Origin of the sequence: Syntrophomonas sp. DTU019 (assembly GCA_913757435.1) — a bacterium.
Lineage (GTDB): Bacteria > Bacillota > Syntrophomonadia > Syntrophomonadales > Syntrophomonadaceae > DTU019.
Genome location: CAJYDM010000001.1, coordinates 85,371 through 102,793, shown reverse-complemented (window position 1 = coordinate 102,793; position 17,423 = coordinate 85,371). Strand labels below are relative to the sequence as shown.

Below are 17,423 nucleotides of genomic sequence, written 5' to 3'. Positions count from 1 at the left end.
ATCATAATCAATAGAATTTATTTCAGCAGAAAGAAGGGATAAATTGAGCAGACTTCTATACATTAAAGCCAATGCCAAGCCAGCAGACAAATCCAGGACCTACCGCATTTCAGACCGGTTTATCAATGTTTATCGTGAAACCCACCCCCAGGATGAAGTGGTTACTTTGGATCTATATCACGAAGGGATTGGTTTTCTGACCCCGGAGATTATGGAGATGCACGGCAAGGAGTGTGAAGACCGCAGCCATCCCATACTGAAATATGCTTTTCAGTTTAAGGAGGCAGACAAATATGTATTCGCCGAACCGCTTTGGAATCTGGGGGTTCCAGCTATCCTCAAGGCGTATATCGATTATATAAGTGTAGCCGGGATTACATTTGAGTACACTGCCAGGGGACCGGTAGGGTTGTGCACCGGAAAGAAAGCGGTAAACGTCACCACCCGGGGAGGGGATTATGGCAGGGAGCCTATGGCTTCCTTCGAAATGGCGGACCGATATTTGAGGACCATTCTGGGGTTCCTGGGAATATCCGATTATAAAACCATTGCCGCCAACAACCTCGACGTCATAGGTCAGGATGTGGAGGCGATTATGGCAAACGCTATGAAAGAGGCCGAAAATCTAGCCCGAGATTTCTAAACCTCTTTATGATAATGAGTGGCCGGCGGGATGGTTTTAGACATTGCCAAATGCTCTAAAAACCACCCCTGACCGCCATTTCATACTCGCTAGAGGCAGACGTGCCGAATCGCCATCCACCTGGCCCTCTACTTCACGTTTGTAATGCTTTTCTGCACTGAATTAGACAGTCATTGAGCAATTCACAGGCCATATCCATTTCAGCCAGGGATTTGTTGCTCATCCCGCTCCGGGGCAGTTTCTTGATTTCCCTGATGGCTTGATCAACATGGTCCATTACCGATTGTACTGCTTTGTCATTCAAGCTGCTTCACCTCCAGAAGTATTGTATAGATGCTCTCATGCTCGGCCCGATCACCAGAATGGGTTGGCAAACAACCCTGCTGAATTCCTACAACCTTCGTTCCGCCTCCACAGTAGCCGGGCCGAAGATGGCCTGGCAGTGTTTGAGGCATTGGTCCAGTGATTGGTAAGCTATATTGAGAGCTTGCTTTGCTTCCGAGGTTAAGTCTTCTTGCGCAATCCCTGCGATTCCGCTCTTGGCGTCTTTTATGTGTACTATGGCTGAAGCAATAACTCTTCTCTCGTCCAATTCAATACCTCCTTTAGACCAAATCGACACCTGTAGTATGTGCATTGCTATTATGTCTATGCCCTGACCTAACTCCTGGCTGTATGCTTCCTGGGTGAAGAGCGCTAAACTCCCCAATTGAATAAGAAAGGACAGACAACGGGCCAAGCCCGTTGTCGCTTTTCGTGGCAAAAATCCATGAGGATTTGTTAAGTGACACGGTAATGTCTTGCAGATGATTAATAATCAAAAAGCATGTCAATTATGTAAGATTCTATCGTTAACGGGAGGAAAATGTTGGTATAACACGGAATATATAGGAAAGGGCGAAATGTTAATTAGGGGGGAGAGTATTTGTATGAAAAAGTCAAAAGTGTAACGATGGCCGGCCTTTTGCATGATATTGGCAAAGTCCTGCATAGGGGAGCAAATGTGGATGGCCGCGCCCACAGCATATCCGGCCATGACTGGGTGAAGGAGTATATTGATAATCCGGCCATTCTGAACAGCATCCGCTATCATCATCACCAGGACATTGAAAAGGCCCAAATTGAAAAAGGTAGCCTGGCATACATTGTATATTTGGCCGACAACATCGCTTCAGGCGTTGACCGCAGGGATATAGAAGGAGAGGCTCTCGGGGGATTTGATAAGAACAGACCTCTGGAGTCAATATACAACCTCTTGAACGATTCCAACGCAAAAGCTGTCCATGCTTTGACCACTCTTGATGAGAAGATAAACTACCCTTCAGATTTCGAAAAACACGATTTAGCTTCATATTACAATAAGATAATTTTCGGTTTGGCAGAGGGACTGAGAGCTGTTGAATACAAAGGGGAATATGTTAATTCTTTGCTGGAATTAACAGAAGCTTACTTGTCCTATGTGCCTTCTTCCACCAATTTAGGAGAGGTATCTGATATTTCGCTTTTTGACCACTCCAAAATTACAGCCGCCCTGGCGGCATGTATAGTGTTATATATGACCAGTCTGGGTCGAGATGATTATCGTCTTGAACTTTTTGAAAAGCGTCACGGCTTTTATCAGGAGAAGGCCTTTTGCCTGTTCTCTTGCGATATTTCCGGGGTGCAGCCCTTCATCTACACCATTTCATCCAAGGGCGCCTTAAAGGGACTTCGGTCAAGGTCATTCTATCTGGAATTGCTGTTAGAAAACCTGGCAGACGAGATTCTATCGAGCTGCACCCTTTACCGCACCAATCTTATCTATACTGGCGGCGGTCATGCCTACATACTGCTGCCAAACACTGTTGAAGCCCGGGAAAGGGCAGCAGCAGTAATAAGAAACCTGAACAAAAATTTGCTCAAGCTCTATGGAACCAGGCTGTTTGTTGCTTATGGAATGCAGGAATGCTCCGCCAATGAACTTATGAGCAAGACTGGAGACCCGGAAGATTATCTGAACATTTTCCGCAGTGTATCTTCGCAAATCTCGGCAGGCAAATTACGCCGTTATACCGCTAGTGAAATCATGGAATTAAACCACAATTTCCCGGACAAAGCAGGGCGTGAATGCCGGGTCTGTGGTGTATCCAGCCAACTGGTGGAACGGAATGGGGGTGTTATCTGCCAGGCCTGCGCAGCCTTTGAGGATATATCCCGCATGCTTATTAAACCCGATGCGGTGTTTGTGGTCGCCAATCAGGAACTGGGCGGGGTAGCTTTGCCGCTTTTCTCCGGGCAGGGGGAAAAGCACTTCTTCTATGCTCGCACGGCTGATGAAGTCAAACAGATGTTGAAGGGGAGCCCGGAAAGGGTAGTGCGCATATACAGCAAAAACACTTTTCACACCGGTTTCTCTTTGGCTGCCAAGATATGGCTGGGGGATTATGCCACTACAAGTCCAGAGGGTGATTTGCAGACCTTTGAAGAACTGGCTGATGCCTCACACGGTATAGAGAGGATTGGGGTGCTCCGTGCTGATGTCGACGACCTGGGTACTGCTTTTGTCAGCGGCTTCATCAGGGAAAATGAGGCTGAAAATAAATACCGTTACCTGACCTTGTCCCGTACTGCCACACTTTCACGCAGTTTATCCATATTTTACAAATACTATCTTAATGGCATCCTGGCCCCTGGTGAGCCTGGCCGGTTAGCCTCACCAGGGAAACGCCACATTGTGGTGGTTTACTCCGGCGGGGATGACCTTTTCCTGGTCGGGGCTTGGAACCAAGTCCTCTCCGCAGCTATTGATATCCGCCGAGCCTTTGCGCGATATACCGGAAATTCCCTGACCCTGTCAGCCGGTATGGCCATATTCGAGCCCGGTTACCCCATTGCCCGGATGGCGGCTGAAACCGCCCAACTAGAAGCCCAGGCCAAAGCCAATCAGTATGCCGGCGGGGTCAAAAATTCCATTTCGCTGCTGGGTATGGAATGGATGCCAAAGCAGCCCCACCCTGACTTTGATATAGAGTTCCAGAGGGACAAGGCTGAACTGCAGTTAAAGGCCTATCATACCTATGATTGGGATACATTTGAAAACCGGGTTATGGGTGAAAAGTATGCCCTGATAGATTACTTGTTCAGCGGAAGTGATGCCTATGGCAACAGTTTCCTGTATAACATCCTGGAGCTGCTGCGCCAATCACACCAATCCGGAATCAACATTGCACGGCTGGCCTATCTGTTAGCCCGGCATGAACCGGACAAGAATGCCAAACCTGAGGTGAAGCAAAAATATGCCGCCTTCACTCAGAGCATTTACAACTGGGCTTTATTAGAAGAAGACCGGAGACAATTAATAACCGCCATCATATTGTATTCATATTACAATCGCGAAAAGGAGGTAAACCGACATGCCTAACGATATTAAAAGCGCTTTCGAGAAAGCAGGGTTCAAGTCTTCTACAAAGCAACAAACCCAGAACACAGCGGCACAGGCTGTTGATAAGTTTGTGCTGCAGAAAAACTACGCTGACCAAGCGGAACAGGTCATAAAGGATTTAAAGAACCAGATGGGGCGTGATTTCCAGAACTTCACCACCAGCAAGATAAGGAATATCCTGTCCATGGTCAGTGAGATCTACAACGATGTCCGGGCCGAACCGGAAGATGTTTTAGATGAACAGATACAAAGCAGAATAGAATACCTAAAAGTGCGGTTGGCTTACGAATGCGGCCGTGAGCCGAAGGTGGTCAAGCCCTTTGTGAAAAAGGCAGGATTACTGGAACTACTGAGTGACATTGGCGACAGCCGGAAAAAATTCATAGATTTTGCCCGCTATATGGAAGCGTTGGTAGCCTACCATCGTTTCTACGGTGGCAAAGAATCTTAAGGGGGTATTTATAGATGTACGGTAAACTATGGATCAAATGCCATATGACTGTTCTTACCGGTATGCATATCGGTGGTTCTTCCGCTTTTTCATCAATAGGTGCTGTGGACAGCCCGGTGATACGGGACGCTTTGACCGGAGAACCCATGCTGCCTGGCTCCAGCCTCAAGGGGAAAATGCGCACCCTGCTCGCCAAGTCTTTCAAAAACCATTACATAACCCAGGAATGCGCTAATGATCCGCCAGTGTTGAAACGGTTGTTCGGTTCGGCTGGTGACAAGGGACGAAGGGAGAATCCCAAGGCAGCCCGCTTGCAGTTTGCCGATTCTTTCCTGATTAATGCCGCTGCTATGAAGAACCGGGGCGGGCTTACCGAGGTTAAGTTCGAGAACACCATCGTGAGGCTGACTGGGGTTGCCAATCCGCGCCAGATAGAGCGGGTGGTAAGAGGCTCAGTGTTTGCCGTCAACATGGTTTACGATATGGAAGAGGCCGATGACATTATAGAGGATTTTACTAATATCGCCCAGGGCTTAAAACTATTGTCCATGGACTATTTGGGCGGACACGGCTCGCGGGGCTATGGCCGGGTTGGCTTCACCAACTTTGAAGTGCTGCTCAAAGATGGTTCCTGTCCGTTAGAACTGGATTTGCTGCAGAATATGTTAAAGGAAGTGGAGGAATATGGAGTATTCTCTTTACAGGCTTAACTTCACCACTGCTTTGCATATAGGCCGGGATTCCGGAGGAGCCTCTTTGGATGATGGCCAGATGACAATTCATGCCGACACCATATTTTCAGCTTTGTGCTGTGAAACTGCCCATGACCGGCGGATGACACAGTTGGTAGAAAGCTTTTCCAACGGTAGTTTGGTTATTTCCAATGCTCTGCCATTCTCCGCTGAGGAACTGTTTCTCCCCAAACCAATCCTGTTTACAGGCCATAAAAAGCGCGAAGGCGATGCAGGGCTAAAAAAAGCTCTGAAAAGCCTGGATTTTATTCCCCTGTCGCAGTTTCGGAGTTACCTGGACAATCTTAACCAGCCGGCTATAGAGATGGAAAAACTCAAATACGATTTCGGCCAGCTTTCCACCAGCACCAGGGTGGCTATAAAAGGCAATGACCCTCCTCTGCCTTACCACGTGGCTTCGTGGAGATTTGCCCCAGGATGCGGTTTATATATAGTAGTTGGCTATGAAGATGAAAATGCCCTGAAAACCCTGACTTCGGCCCTGAACAGCCTGGGCCTCTCCGGCATTGGCGGAAAGAAAACCTCAGGATGGGGCAAATTCGAGCTTAAGCAGGACAGCGTTCCCGCCCTGATGATGGAATTGCTCAATGACCGCGAGGCTGAATATCAAATGATGCTGGGAACGGGTTTGCCCATTGAAGCTGAACTGGAGGAGACCCTTCAGGACAGCTGGTTTACCCTGATTAGGCGGGGAGGCTTTATCCACTCTGAAGGATATGCCAGCGGGCAATTAAAGAAAAAAACCATTTACATGCTGGGGCCAGGCTCCTGCCTGCGCAGGCGTTTTCGGGGGAAGATGCACGACTTGTCTGATAACGGCAGTCATCCCATTTACCGCAACAGCAGCACTCTATTTGTGGGGGTGAATTTATGAAATACGGCCACCTGGAAAGGGTAAGCCTTGTATTGCGCGCCTTATCGCCGGTATTTATCGGCTCGGGTGAGCGACTCAATAAAAAAGAGTACATATTTGACGTCCAAAATCGGCAGATTCATTTTCCTGATCTGCCCCGTCTGGTATCCTTTTTGAAAAAACGTTCCCTGCTGTCGGCCTATGAAAACTTCTTGGCCAACCCCCGGCTTAATGATCTTCAGGCCTTTTTGGCAGACCGACGGGTAACTGCGGATGATTATTGTCATTTTGTGCAGTATAGCATCGATGCGGGTGAAGCCGTACGGGCCGGCAACTTCCGTGAAGTCTTGATCTTTGTCAAAGACCCGGAAGGAAAGCCCTACATCCCCGGTTCCAGCCTGAAAGGCGCCATCCGCACCGCTTTAGCTGCCTGGTTATTGCAGCAAGGCGATTGGGAACGTGACCGGAGCATGGTTGAAAAGGCCGATAGTGCGGTAGCACCGCGCAGGTACCTGTCCCGGGAAAGCGACAGACTGGAGCGGAGGATTTTCTATCGCCTTAACAGAAGAGACCGGCAGGGGCAACAAATCAACAATGCCGTCAATGATCTCATGCAGGCCATACGCATCAGTGACAGTAGGCCCCTGAGCTATGATAACCTGACACTGGTCGGTAAATACGACCGTAAGCCTGATGGAACCGTAAGTCCCATACCGATATTCAGGGAATGCTTGATGCCCAGTAGCCAGGCCTGTCTGGAAATGACCCTGGATTTGCCGATGCTGGCCCAGGTAGGGATGGATGCCGACACAATCGAAAAAGCCTTGCATTATTTCGCCGAACAGCATTACGCCAGGTTTGAGCAGTACTTTGCGGAATTGCCAGAGGATGCGGACACAGCAGCCCGGCAAGGAGTGGATGTTATCCTGGGTGGCGGAGCAGGCTATGTTTCCAAAACCGTAACCTACAACCTGTTCCCTGACAGGGAGCGGGCCTTGCGCATAGTAAGCAAGATAATGGTCAAGCATTTCCCGGGACACAACCACAATAGTGATGTCAACCGCTACAAAGTATCGCCGCACACATTAAAGACCACGGTATTCAGGGAGGAGTATTACCCTATGGGCAGATGCGAGTTGTTATGGCAGTGATTTGATGAGGCATAAGGGGAGAAATCATGCTACAAAAGATTGTTTTACAGTGCAGATATAGTGGGGAAAACAAAGCCAATTACAATTGGGGGTCGCTTTTTCATGGTTTTCTGTTCAAAGCCCTGCCGGATGGAGTAGCGGACTTGCTTCACCAGGGTCAGTTGCGGCCCTTTTCCCAATTTGTGACTTCTGAATCTGAACAACAGCTCACCTGGACCATTGGGTTATGGGATGGGTTGATAGCCGGTCACATAGTGAGGTCCATCATGCCGCTAGACAGCATTCAGCTGGAGCAAAAGGGGCTGACCCTTGAAGTCGTCAGCGTTAATCGCAGCAGTCTGAGCGTGCCGGAGTTTTTTGCCAGGCATTTCACAGCAGATGTCCCATGCCGCCGTTACGAAATCGAATTCCTGACCCCCTGTACTCATAAACAGGATGGCAGCTATGTGTTGTTCCCCACCCCGGGGCTTATTATCAACAGCTTAAGTAAGCGCTATAGCGCGTTTATGCAGGATGTTACGTTGGATGATCCCCAAGCCATGGAGCAGGTGGCCGCTCACTTGCGTATAGTTCGTTACTCTCTGCGTACTGCTGTATACTATCTGGAAAACACCAAGATAACGGGATATATGGGCCGTATAACCCTGGTGATCAACGGTCCTGAGCAGCTGGCCAGACTGGCTGGGGCTCTACTTTCTTTTGCCGAATACAGCGGCGTGGGCATTAAGACAGCCCTGGGTATGGGTGGAGTAATTGTCAGGCAGATTCAGCCGCGCTTGCCCGACCAACAAGCTTGATTTTAGCGCCGCGTGGAGGTAATTAGAGCATAATGGAGAAAAACGATAAAAACCCATTCGGCTTGATGAGTTCACAGGGCTTCAATGTAAGTAACTGGAAATTTCGTGGCGAGCGCCGCAGAACCATTTTTGAGCCCAAGCATATTGCGGCTTTCAGCTGGCAGGATTGACAGATAAAGACCCCTTTACGGGGACGGAAAGTTTTGCCAAATCAATGATCTGTTTTTTCGTAAATCTATTGACAGATAAAGACCCCTTTACGGGGACGGAAAGCCGGCCTCTGTTTGCATATGTGCGATGGTGGACATCTAATTGACAGATAAAGACCCCTTTACGGGGACGGAAAGAATCCTCCCGCCCGGGCACTGAGCCAATGCCCGGAAAGATTGACAGATAAAGACCCCTTTACGGGGACGGAAAGGCAGTACCGCTCCTGCATGACCGCTTCTACCTGCGCATTGACAGATAAAGACCCCTTTACGGGGACGGAAAGTTCCGCTCTATGCGGCTGATATACTCCGAGCGGATACCAATTGACAGATAAAGACCCCTTTACGGGGACGGAAAGCCAAAAGGTAATGCAGGCATTGAATGTAATAATTGTATTGACAGATAAAGACCCCTTTACGGGGACGGAAAGTTTCTATCGGGTCGTACACCGTCCCGCACTTGTATTGACAGATAAAGACCCCTTTACGGGGACGGAAAGATGCCCTGATATCCGGTCCCACATGCGTCAAAATCAATTGACAGATAAAGACCCCTTTACGGGGACGGAAAGCTTAAAAAAAATCTATATCCAAATTTCTCATGGTATTGACAGATAAAGACCCCTTTACGGGGACGGAAAGCCGCAAAGGCAGTTATTCGGATTTGGTTCGTCGCATTGACAGATAAAGACCCCTTTACGGGGACGGAAAGTGCAAGCTGTAAAACATTTCTCAGTAGTCTATTCCTATTGACAGATAAAGACCCCTTTACGGGGACGGAAAGGCAATCCACTTGGAACATGATAGTTCCAATAACAGATTGACAGATAAAGACCCCTTTACGGGGACGGAAAGTTTTCCGTGCAGTTATATAATGTGGCAGGGCTTCCATAATTGACAGATAAAGACCCCTTTACGGGGACGGAAAGGACCCGTCCTGAAAAACTATCGTGTGGACTCTGTCATATTGACAGATAAAGACCCCTTTACGGGGACGGAAAGAAATCAATGACCTGCCGCTTTGTGAATCTCATCTCCAATTATTGACAGATAAAGACCCCTTTACGGGGACGGAAAGTCAATGGAAAATCCAATAATAAAAGGTAAAACAAATAATTGACAGATAAAGACCCCTTTACGGGGACGGAAAGCAATTCTTCCGGGGCATAACTGAGGGGTTTATGATCCGAATTGACAGATAAAGACCCCTTTACGGGGACGGAAAGCTGTTCTCGAGGCGGTGTATCGTCATTAGGCTAACCCATTGACAGATAAAGACCCCTTTACGGGGACGGAAAGTAAAACAATCTTCTCCCTTAAACTCTTTGCCGCAGTCTATTGACAGATAAAGACCCCTTTACGGGGACGGAAACGCTCTAAGGCTCAAGTCGCACACTTGGCGAGCGGCGTGATTATTGACAGATAAAGACCCCTTTACGGGGACGGAAACGGTCATGGTATATGCCTCAATGGCATTCCCACAAACCATTGACAGATAAAGACCCCTTTACGGGGACGGAAACCTGTTTCCTGCCTTCTCTGTTCCAGGACCTTTGTGGCATATTGACAGATAAAGACCCCTTTACGGGGACGGAAACTGTCAACACCACCACTCCTGCTGCCATGTAGGCAAATTGACAGATAAAGACCCCTTTACGGGGACGGAAACCAGAACTTAGGTTTGGCATCACCGTGAAAACGGCGTATTGACAGATAAAGACCCCTTTACGGGGACGGAAACCATCCTTAAATCCCGTTGTATAGCACACTTCACATCTAATTGACAGATAAAGACCCCTTTACGGGGACGGAAACCTTCCAGTCCTGGATGGCATCCAGAACTTCGTTCACCGGATTGACAGATAAAGACCCCTTTACGGGGACGGAAACGTACTTCTTTAGTGTTGTTAATGCCATTTTTATATCCTATTGACAGATAAAGACCCCTTTACGGGTGTGGAAACGGGATCTTCGAAACATGCGTAGCACTAAGGACGACATCCATTGACAGATAAAGACCCCTTTACGGGGACGGAAACTTTAAATGCGTTTCAGGTTAGGTTTAGTGCATCCTAGATTGACAGATAAAGACCCCTTTACGGGGACGGAAACGGAAGTGGAATCCAGACAGGGCCACAGTTTCGGTAGCATTGACAGATAAAGACCCCTTTACGGGGACGGAAAGAATCCGGAAACTAGCCCGTAAGGGACTTGTCAATCCAAAATTGACAGATAAAGACCCCTTTACGGGGACGGAAACCCGTTGCTGTCCAAAATCAGTGACAAATGAGGGTAAAACATATTGACAGATAAAGACCCCTTCACGGGGACGGAAACAGTTTTTTAGCCAGTGCTTCCTGGGACATTCTGGCCCATTGACAGATAAAGACCCCTTTACGGGGACGGAGCTCTTAATAAAAGGAGGGGTTTTATGAGTTTCATTTATGTTTATGAAAGGGGAGCTAAAATCGGCGTACAGAATAACTGTGTTGTAATAGAGAGTGAGAAAGAGAACATCAAGCGGACGTTGCCAATTGAAGGAGTAGAAAATATTGTTATTTTCGGTGACGCCACCCTGAGCACTAGCAGCGTCAGGCAATTCTTAGAAAGAGATATCAATCTTACCTGGTTATCAAGCAAGGGTAAATTCTTTGGTCGACTTGAATCCACTCGTGGTGTGGATATTCACCGGCAGCGAAGACAGTTTGCTTGTGGTGAGGATGAGACTTTCTGTTTAGAATTATCTAAGAAGATTGTACTGGCAAAAGTTAAGAATCAGATTACCATTTTGCGGCGCTATCAGCGCAATAGGCAGGCAGCACCGGTGCAAAGCAATATCGAGGCAATTTCAAGGCTCCTGCCGATCATAGAACAGGATACGAGTATAAATGTACTTATGGGGCATGAAGGTCTGGCCGCTCGTAATTATTATCAAGCCCTGGGCCTTTTGGTTGATCAAGAATTTGCCTTTAACGGCCGAAGCAGGCAACCTCCCCGGGACCCCTTTAATTCGCTCTTAAGCTTCGCATATACCCTGTTGATGTACGATGTTTACACAGCAGCAGTCAACCGTGGTCTAAGCCCTTATGCTAGTTATTTACATAGTATTCGCAAAGGTCATCCAGCATTGTGTTCAGATTTAATGGAAGAGTGGCGTGCGGTTCTAGCTGATTCATTGGCATTGTACGTTACCAGTAAGGGGATAATCAAGCGCACTGATTTTGAAAAGGTTCAACCAGAGGGTGGGGTGTACTTGAACGCGAGCGCTTCAAAGACCTTTATAGCTGAATACGAAAAAAAGGTACGCACCCGTTCCCAGTATATTAACTATGTTGATTACCCCGTGAGCTTTCGCAGAGGAATAGAAATGCAATGTCAGCGGTTAGCCCGCGCCATTGAGGATGGAGATCCCTCTATTTATCAACCGGTGGTGATAAGGTGATGGAGAAGAGCACTCGAATTTTTATTTTCGATGAATTCATTGCAGAAGAGAGGCGAAAATACTTGGTGGTAGTAATCTATGATATTGTTGACAACCGCCGTCGGGGTGCATTTGCTAAATACTTAAAGGGTTTTGGAGTGCGGGTGCAAAAGTCCGCCTTTGAGTGCATCCTAACCGCAGCTAAATATGAAAAGCTGGTCAAAGGGATACCTTCACTAATAAGTGCTGAGGATCAGATTAGGGTATACAAACTTACCAGTAACGCTGATATTAAGGCCTGGGGAACTGTAGAACTGGTTGAGGAAGAAGAAGTTGTGATTATTTAAATGTTACGGTTGGCAAAGGGGGAGGTTACAATGAAGATTATGCTCAGTGGGGTTGGCAACCGTGATGCGTTTGCTATTGACCCGAACACCCAAGAAAGCTCATTGGGTCCATTACTTACTGTCGCCCAGGAGATAAAGCCAGATATCCTTATAATGTTCCCGACACGCAAACAACTCAACGACCAACTTAGTTATACTGAAGACCGTTGCGACGCCATAGAGGCTGAGCTCAAAAAAATGCTGCCTAAGATAGCGGTGAGAAAAGTGCCTTTAGATCTAAGCGACCCTACCGATCATCATGACATATTGACCCAGTTAATTCCTAAAATCAATGAGATTAAAAACTATTACAGCCAATCACAGCCCGACTATTACATAGGGATTTCTTCGGCGACCCCACAAATCCAGGCTTCCTTTTTGCTCCTGGTGAGCAGTCAGCGTATAAATGCCCGCCTTTACCAGGCTCGTGACCCCCATTATGTACAAGCCGGTCAGGAGCGAGTTCGAGAAATCGATGTTCAATTTATCGAGGAGGAGAACCAGATTAATCGGAGCAAGATATTCTACTCTAAGTACTATTTCTCCAGCGCCGCCGATGAAATGACTAATATAGCTTTAAGTACACGCAAATTGGAACGCTCCAAACTGGCTGAAATATACAGCGACCTTCTCTCCGCGTATCATTATATAGATCTCTATCAACATGAACGGGCGTTGGAATCGCTATATAAAGTGGAAAAAAACTTGCAAAGATTGCGCATAATTGCCTTGTTGGCGATAGTGAAGGAACAACGGGTAATTGTAGAGCAAATCATTCAGTTTGACGATAAAGAAGGTTTTGAGAACCTTTGCGATTTGTATCATAATGCCTGCCGCCGTTTCGAAATGGGTCAATACATAGAGTGTTTGAGCCGTTTTAAAAGGATTTATGAAGGGTGCTGGTACTATATAGCCAGAGAAGAGCTGAAAATCCAGCCAAATAGGAAGCTGGAGGATCAAAGGGGTGTCGATTGGGTTTTTAGAGCACTCAAACGGAACCGTGGAAACCTAAATCTATATGAAATTGCTGAATTATACGAACATAAATTCGGGAAAAAAAGATTATCCCCCGGGCTGGAAGATAAATTAAACAGCTTGGCTAAAAAGCGCAATTATACCATAAACAACCACGGAATGAGGTCAGTAAACCACGAGGACGCTCGGCAGGCCATTAAGCTGCTCAAAGAACTCCTAATGAAGGTATTTCCGACTAAGAATATCGACCAGTACCCTTTTTCCAGCAGCAAACTGGAGGAAGCCGGCAACATTATTTTTCAAAATATATAAAGTATAATAAACCGATTAAAATGATCACACAATTCATTGGCTTCTTTCGCCTAAATATTCGGGCATTATTGCATGACTAGTTCGATAGCATTGAAAAGGGGCATGGATTATTCTCCAATGGCCCCCTTTAACAATGGCAAATCGTCAGCTCACAATTCATCAACTTTAACCTGGAGTATTTATACTGGGTTTGAAGCATACCTCTACCCTCCGCTGCCGGGTTATCATAACCAGATAAATCAGGTCGAACAGCAGCGTGGCTGCAGTGATTATGGTTATGAGGTCGGAGCGGAAATACATATAAAAGCCCACTGCGGAAATAAGACTGCCGATCATCTTGAAGAAAGCGATACCGCAAGACTGCCCCCGGCTGTTGCCACGACTGAGCAGCATGGATATAAATAACACCGACATCATCAGGTTCTGGGAGAATGCCGCATATTTGCCCTGGGGGTCGCTGAATTCGGGCACAGAAGCCATTATTATGGCTGTGCAAAGGCATAAAGTCAGCAAAAGAACAGGATAAAAGTACTTGATTGGCAGTCTTCGGGTGAATTCACCTTTTCCATATAAGATGTATTGAATTAAAATGACCGCATCAAGAGCCAGCCATACCTTATCAATGGTGCCCTGCAATCCTCCGTGGGGATATACAAAGGAGAAGATAAACTCCCAGGATAGATTGGCGCATAGGGCTGCCATGGGCATTCCATAGGATTTATCCTGAAACCCCCGGTATATGATGAGCAAATATGTTAATGACCAGCATGCCCCGGTAGCCAGTTGAAAAAAAGCAATGGTATCCAACATAAACCCCCCTTGATTTGTTGTTCCCCTGGAATATAGGTATTGAGTTCACTTTATATTTGACACCCATAACCGGGAAAAACACTTCATGATCACTCAGGCTCAAGAGAACCGGGAAAAACCGCTGTGCTATAATAAAGTATTATGCGGTTGGCATGACCTTCTCGCACAGATTCAAGTTTACCGGGGGGACAGAATTGGAAACCGCCAGGGCACTAGAGTCTTTAATCCCAGCTGTAAAAAAGACCGGAAGTCAGGAAAAGAAGGATAAAGCCAGATACCCCTAAGAGGTGGGTAAATTCCTGGATGAAATTGAGTTTTAGATGGCTTGTGGAGTCTAACGGTTGATAAATAGGGGGTGAAATGATTTGGATAGGTTGACCAGAGTAATAGATGATGGGTCTTATGTTGTGGATGATACCAACATTCAGCATGGCATCAACGGATATTTCGGCGAGGCTATCACCAGGTTGGCCAGGTTTGAAAATTTCTACACCGAGCTTCTGGAGAGTCAAATAAAAATACCGGAAGAAATGGAAAAACTGCGCGGCCAAGGAAAAACCAAATCAGTGCGCTTCAGGGAACTGATGGGTGAAAAGATGGTGAAGGCCAACCTCATAAGCATGATTAAGACTTATGGTCTATAGCAATGGCATGAGATTCGATCGATGGCATACAGCCACCCTGCTGATAAAACCCTCACTATGGGATAAAAAGCTGATGATTGGGCCTACCACAACTTTTCCTGCTTACAAAATATTACTAGGCCGTATCCTGCTCATAGCCATCACGCTCTGATGGGGTCGACGACCGCTTGCGGATGAACTGGATTATGATGGCGGTTGCCAATATGCCTACACCCAACAAATCGGTCAGGTGATTGGGGTCTATCATCATAAGGCCTCCTATAAGAAATAAGAGGCGTTCCAGCCAGCTGGTTTTAATCATAAAATAGTTGGAAACGGCTGCGGCCACACCGATCATTCCAATCGTGGAAGTAGTAATAATAAGTAGTACCTGCGCCACCGTGGTATTGATCATCAGCAAAGCAGGTGAAAGTACAAAGATGTAAGGAATCAGGAATGCAGCTATGGCGAGTTTGGATGCCTGCACCCCGGTTTTCAACGGATCACTGTTGGCTATTCCTGATCCCGCGAAAGCGGCCAATGCGACCGGGGGCGTCACATCTGCGATGATACCGAAATAAAAGACAAACATATGCGCTGCCAATACCGGAACCCCTAATTGAATGATGGTTGGGGCTGCTATGGTTGAGGTTATGACATAATTGGCGGTGGTCGGTACTCCCATACCCAGGATTATTGATGTTATCATGGTGAACATCATAGTGGGGAGCAGTTTGCCTCCGGCCAGTTGAATGAGCACCGAACCCAGTTTGAGCCCCAGTCCGGTCTTGGTCACTACACCGATAATAATGCCGGCAGTGGCACAGGCGATAATCACCCCCAGAGCTGACCTGGCACCGTCTTCCAGTCCTTTGACAATATCCTTAAGCGACATGCGGGTGGAAGAGCGCAAGAGGGAAGCTAGCACGGTCAATACAATTGCCCATAGCGCCGCTCGCATAGGAGTGTAGCCGGAAACCAGCAAATATATGATAACTATTAAGGGCAGCATTAAGTGGCCTTTTTCTTTCAGTATAGCGCCTACTTTGGGGAGCTCCTCAACAGATAGGCCCCTTAAGCCCGTCTTTTTAGCTTCCAGATGCACGCACAGCATGACGCCGGTAAAATAAAGCAACGCGGGGATAGCAGCTGCTTTGGCAACACTTATATAGGGAACGCCTACAAACTCTGCCATCAAAAAAGCAGCCGCACCCATTATAGGAGGCATTAACTGGCCACCGGTTGAAGCTGCGGCTTCGACCGCGCCGGCGAATTCGGGCCGATAGCCGAGTTTTTTCATCATAGGGATGGTGAAGCTGCCGGTGCCAGCTACATTGGCTACTGAGCTACCCGAGATGGTGCCCATCAGACCACTGGATATCACTGCTACTTTGGCCGGGCCACCTGAAGCCCAACCGGCAATTGAGTTGGCCAGATCGATGAACAGCTTTCCCAGACCTGATTTCTCTAAATACGCACCGAATAGGATAAACAAAAAAATGAAGGTAGCTGAAACCCCCAGGGGAATGCCAAAAACCCCTTCGGTGGTGTAGTATAGGTGGCCTACCAGCATTGTTAATGAAACCCCGCGGTGGGCGAAAGCACCCGGAATATTTGGCCCTGCAAAGGCATAGGCGAGAAACACCAGAGCTACGATCACAATAGGCCAACCCACCACTCTGCGGGCGGCTTCAAGCACCAGCAAGACCCCGATAGCCCCTATCAAGGTATCCAGAGGCGTGGATAAAGCGGCCCTCATCACCAAATCTTTGTAAAAGATGACCACATATAAAGGCATGGCTACCGCAATAAGGGCTATGACAGCGTCCACCGGGTGAATACCATCGCCGGACCAGGATTTTCGTAATGGAAAAAGGAGAAAGACCAGGGCCATCGCGAATGATAGGTGCACCGCCCGTTGAATATGCGCATCAAAGACACCAAAAGTGGCGGTGTAAAGCTGAAAAAGGGAAAAGCAGATGGCAATGACAGCCACCACCCATCTACTAACTCCTTTATAGCGCACATAATCTGACTCACGATCATACTGAGCCATAAACTCTTTAAGGTTTACACTATGATGTTCGGGACGGTGTTCCTGTTCTTTCACACTCTTCCTCCTTCAAGCATCCGCCATAGCAATAAAAAAGGGGAATAACCCTTTACGGTTATCTGTAGCAGGGAACCCTCATCAAAGTATCGGTCGAACTCATAACGCTTACTTCCATAAAGCAAGGCATGATCAGCCAGGGGCATAAACCCCATATCGATCTTGTCATATAGACGATTTATTCCTGTCAATCGGAATATCCCATCATCGTTTATCAAGACTCCCTCCTCGGGCAGAAAAGGCAAACCTACGCCGTATGACTGATAGTCAGTAGATATCAGGCGCAGTTTATTCCCCGGTGCAAGAATGTAGTTTTCCCGCACCGGGGTTTTCTGTACCGAGTGTAGAAAATAGAGGGAAAATCCTTTATTCTGCAGCAGTGGGATCAGCAACTGATGGTCGGAATCAGGTTGGCGTATAACCAGTGTGGGGAGGGGCCAGAACAGGCCCGCTCCCAAACCCAGTATCATAATCCATATCAGCGCATTTCTCCGGGATTTGGTAAAAGG

At 47.4% G+C, this 17,423-nt stretch carries 16 protein-coding genes and 1 CRISPR repeat array; of the genes, 11 read left to right on the top strand and 5 right to left on the bottom strand.

Going from position 1 to position 17,423, the window contains the following annotated elements:
* Window positions 1-43 precede the first annotated feature (43 nt).
* On the top strand, window positions 44-643 hold the full coding sequence (locus AC15IQ_RS00485; RefSeq protein WP_483176648.1) for an FMN-dependent NADH-azoreductase: 600 nt from the start codon (window positions 44-46) through the stop codon (window positions 641-643).
* Window positions 644-776: 133 nt separating this feature from the next.
* On the opposite strand, the gene AC15IQ_RS00480 is transcribed toward AC15IQ_RS00485, so the two are convergent.
* Together AC15IQ_RS00480 and AC15IQ_RS00475 are read right to left on the bottom strand one after the other, a co-directional pair.
* Entirely contained in the window at window positions 777-947 is a 171-nt protein-coding gene (locus tag AC15IQ_RS00480) for a hypothetical protein (protein ID WP_483176647.1), read from the bottom strand.
* A gap of 87 nt (window positions 948-1,034) precedes the next feature.
* Entirely contained in the window at window positions 1,035-1,235 is a 201-nt protein-coding gene (locus tag AC15IQ_RS00475) for a hypothetical protein (protein ID WP_483176646.1), read from the bottom strand.
* Between the two features lie 333 nt (window positions 1,236-1,568).
* Between AC15IQ_RS00475 and cas10 the strand changes: the two genes are divergently transcribed.
* The 9 genes from cas10 to AC15IQ_RS00430 all read left to right on the top strand — a co-directional run bounded on the left by cas10 (window position 1,569) and on the right by AC15IQ_RS00430 (window position 13,371).
* On the top strand, window positions 1,569-4,043 hold the full coding sequence (gene cas10, locus AC15IQ_RS00470) for a type III-A CRISPR-associated protein Cas10/Csm1 (protein WP_483176645.1): 2,475 nt from the start codon (window positions 1,569-1,571) through the stop codon (window positions 4,041-4,043).
* On the top strand, window positions 4,036-4,515 hold the full coding sequence (csm2, locus tag AC15IQ_RS00465) for a type III-A CRISPR-associated protein Csm2 (RefSeq protein WP_483176644.1): 480 nt from the start codon (window positions 4,036-4,038) through the stop codon (window positions 4,513-4,515). The genes cas10 and csm2 overlap by 8 nt, the downstream gene beginning before the upstream one ends.
* Before the next feature lie 14 nt (window positions 4,516-4,529).
* Window positions 4,530-5,225 (top strand): type III-A CRISPR-associated RAMP protein Csm3, encoded by a 696-nt coding sequence (csm3, locus tag AC15IQ_RS00460; RefSeq protein WP_483176643.1) that lies wholly within the window; start codon window positions 4,530-4,532, stop codon window positions 5,223-5,225.
* Window positions 5,200-6,141: a type III-A CRISPR-associated RAMP protein Csm4 gene (csm4, locus tag AC15IQ_RS00455; protein WP_483176642.1), complete on the top strand. Its 942-nt coding sequence runs from the start codon at window positions 5,200-5,202 to the stop codon at window positions 6,139-6,141. The genes csm3 and csm4 overlap by 26 nt, the downstream gene beginning before the upstream one ends.
* Complete coding sequence (gene csm5 / locus AC15IQ_RS00450) at window positions 6,138-7,271, top strand: type III-A CRISPR-associated RAMP protein Csm5 (protein ID WP_483176641.1); 1,134 nt, start codon at window positions 6,138-6,140, stop codon at window positions 7,269-7,271. Before csm4 ends, csm5 begins: the two co-directional genes overlap by 4 nt.
* A gap of 26 nt (window positions 7,272-7,297) precedes the next feature.
* On the top strand, window positions 7,298-8,068 hold the full coding sequence (gene cas6, locus AC15IQ_RS00445; protein ID WP_483176640.1) for a CRISPR-associated endoribonuclease Cas6: 771 nt from the start codon (window positions 7,298-7,300) through the stop codon (window positions 8,066-8,068).
* A gap of 165 nt (window positions 8,069-8,233) precedes the next feature.
* Window positions 8,234-10,687: a CRISPR direct-repeat array (repeat unit 36 nt; unit sequence ATTGACAGATAAAGACCCCTTTACGGGGACGGAAAG).
* Between the two features lie 21 nt (window positions 10,688-10,708).
* Entirely contained in the window at window positions 10,709-11,719 is a 1,011-nt protein-coding gene (gene cas1 / locus AC15IQ_RS00440; protein ID WP_483176639.1) for a CRISPR-associated endonuclease Cas1, read from the top strand.
* A complete protein-coding gene (gene cas2 / locus AC15IQ_RS00435) occupies window positions 11,719-12,045 on the top strand; it encodes a CRISPR-associated endonuclease Cas2 (protein ID WP_483176638.1) in 327 nt (108 codons plus the stop codon). The genes cas1 and cas2 overlap by 1 nt, the downstream gene beginning before the upstream one ends.
* Window positions 12,046-12,075: 30 nt before the next feature.
* Window positions 12,076-13,371 (top strand): RNA repair transcriptional activator RtcR family protein, encoded by a 1,296-nt coding sequence (locus tag AC15IQ_RS00430; RefSeq protein WP_483176637.1) that lies wholly within the window; start codon window positions 12,076-12,078, stop codon window positions 13,369-13,371.
* Window positions 13,372-13,536: 165 nt separating this feature from the next.
* Here the strand turns inward: AC15IQ_RS00430 and AC15IQ_RS00425 are convergent, their stop codons facing one another.
* Window positions 13,537-14,178: a transmembrane-type terpene cyclase gene (locus AC15IQ_RS00425; RefSeq protein ID WP_483176636.1), complete on the bottom strand. Its 642-nt coding sequence runs from the start codon at window positions 14,176-14,178 to the stop codon at window positions 13,537-13,539.
* 368 nt (window positions 14,179-14,546) lie between these two features.
* On the opposite strand from AC15IQ_RS00425, the gene AC15IQ_RS00420 reads away from it, so the two are divergent.
* Window positions 14,547-14,825, top strand: a complete 279-nt coding sequence (locus AC15IQ_RS00420; protein WP_483176635.1) for a hypothetical protein — start codon at window positions 14,547-14,549, stop codon at window positions 14,823-14,825.
* 115 nt (window positions 14,826-14,940) lie between these two features.
* On the opposite strand, the gene AC15IQ_RS00415 is transcribed toward AC15IQ_RS00420, so the two are convergent.
* Both AC15IQ_RS00415 and AC15IQ_RS00410 read right to left on the bottom strand, forming a co-directional pair.
* Window positions 14,941-16,914 carry a TRAP transporter permease gene (locus AC15IQ_RS00415; protein ID WP_483176634.1) on the bottom strand — a complete coding sequence of 658 codons (1,974 nt, stop codon included), beginning with the start codon at window positions 16,912-16,914 and terminating at the stop codon, window positions 14,941-14,943.
* Window positions 16,911-17,384 carry a DUF1850 domain-containing protein gene (locus AC15IQ_RS00410; protein WP_483176633.1) on the bottom strand — a complete coding sequence of 158 codons (474 nt, stop codon included), beginning with the start codon at window positions 17,382-17,384 and terminating at the stop codon, window positions 16,911-16,913. Before AC15IQ_RS00410 ends, AC15IQ_RS00415 begins: the two co-directional genes overlap by 4 nt.
* Window positions 17,385-17,423 lie beyond the last annotated feature (39 nt).

Coding starts and splice junctions, on each gene's coding strand:
- cas1 (WP_483176639.1), top strand. CDS start 10,709: ATGAGTTTCATTTATGTTTATGAAAGGGGAGCTAAAATCGGCGTACAG.
- csm4 (WP_483176642.1), top strand. CDS start 5,200: ATGGAGTATTCTCTTTACAGGCTTAACTTCACCACTGCTTTGCATATA.
- csm2 (WP_483176644.1), top strand. CDS start 4,036: ATGCCTAACGATATTAAAAGCGCTTTCGAGAAAGCAGGGTTCAAGTCT.
- AC15IQ_RS00430 (WP_483176637.1), top strand. CDS start 12,076: ATGAAGATTATGCTCAGTGGGGTTGGCAACCGTGATGCGTTTGCTATT.
- cas2 (WP_483176638.1), top strand. CDS start 11,719: ATGGAGAAGAGCACTCGAATTTTTATTTTCGATGAATTCATTGCAGAA.
- csm5 (WP_483176641.1), top strand. CDS start 6,138: ATGAAATACGGCCACCTGGAAAGGGTAAGCCTTGTATTGCGCGCCTTA.
- cas6 (WP_483176640.1), top strand. CDS start 7,298: ATGCTACAAAAGATTGTTTTACAGTGCAGATATAGTGGGGAAAACAAA.
- AC15IQ_RS00410 (WP_483176633.1), bottom strand. CDS start 17,384: ATGATACTGGGTTTGGGAGCGGGCCTGTTCTGGCCCCTCCCCACACTG.
- csm3 (WP_483176643.1), top strand. CDS start 4,530: ATGTACGGTAAACTATGGATCAAATGCCATATGACTGTTCTTACCGGT.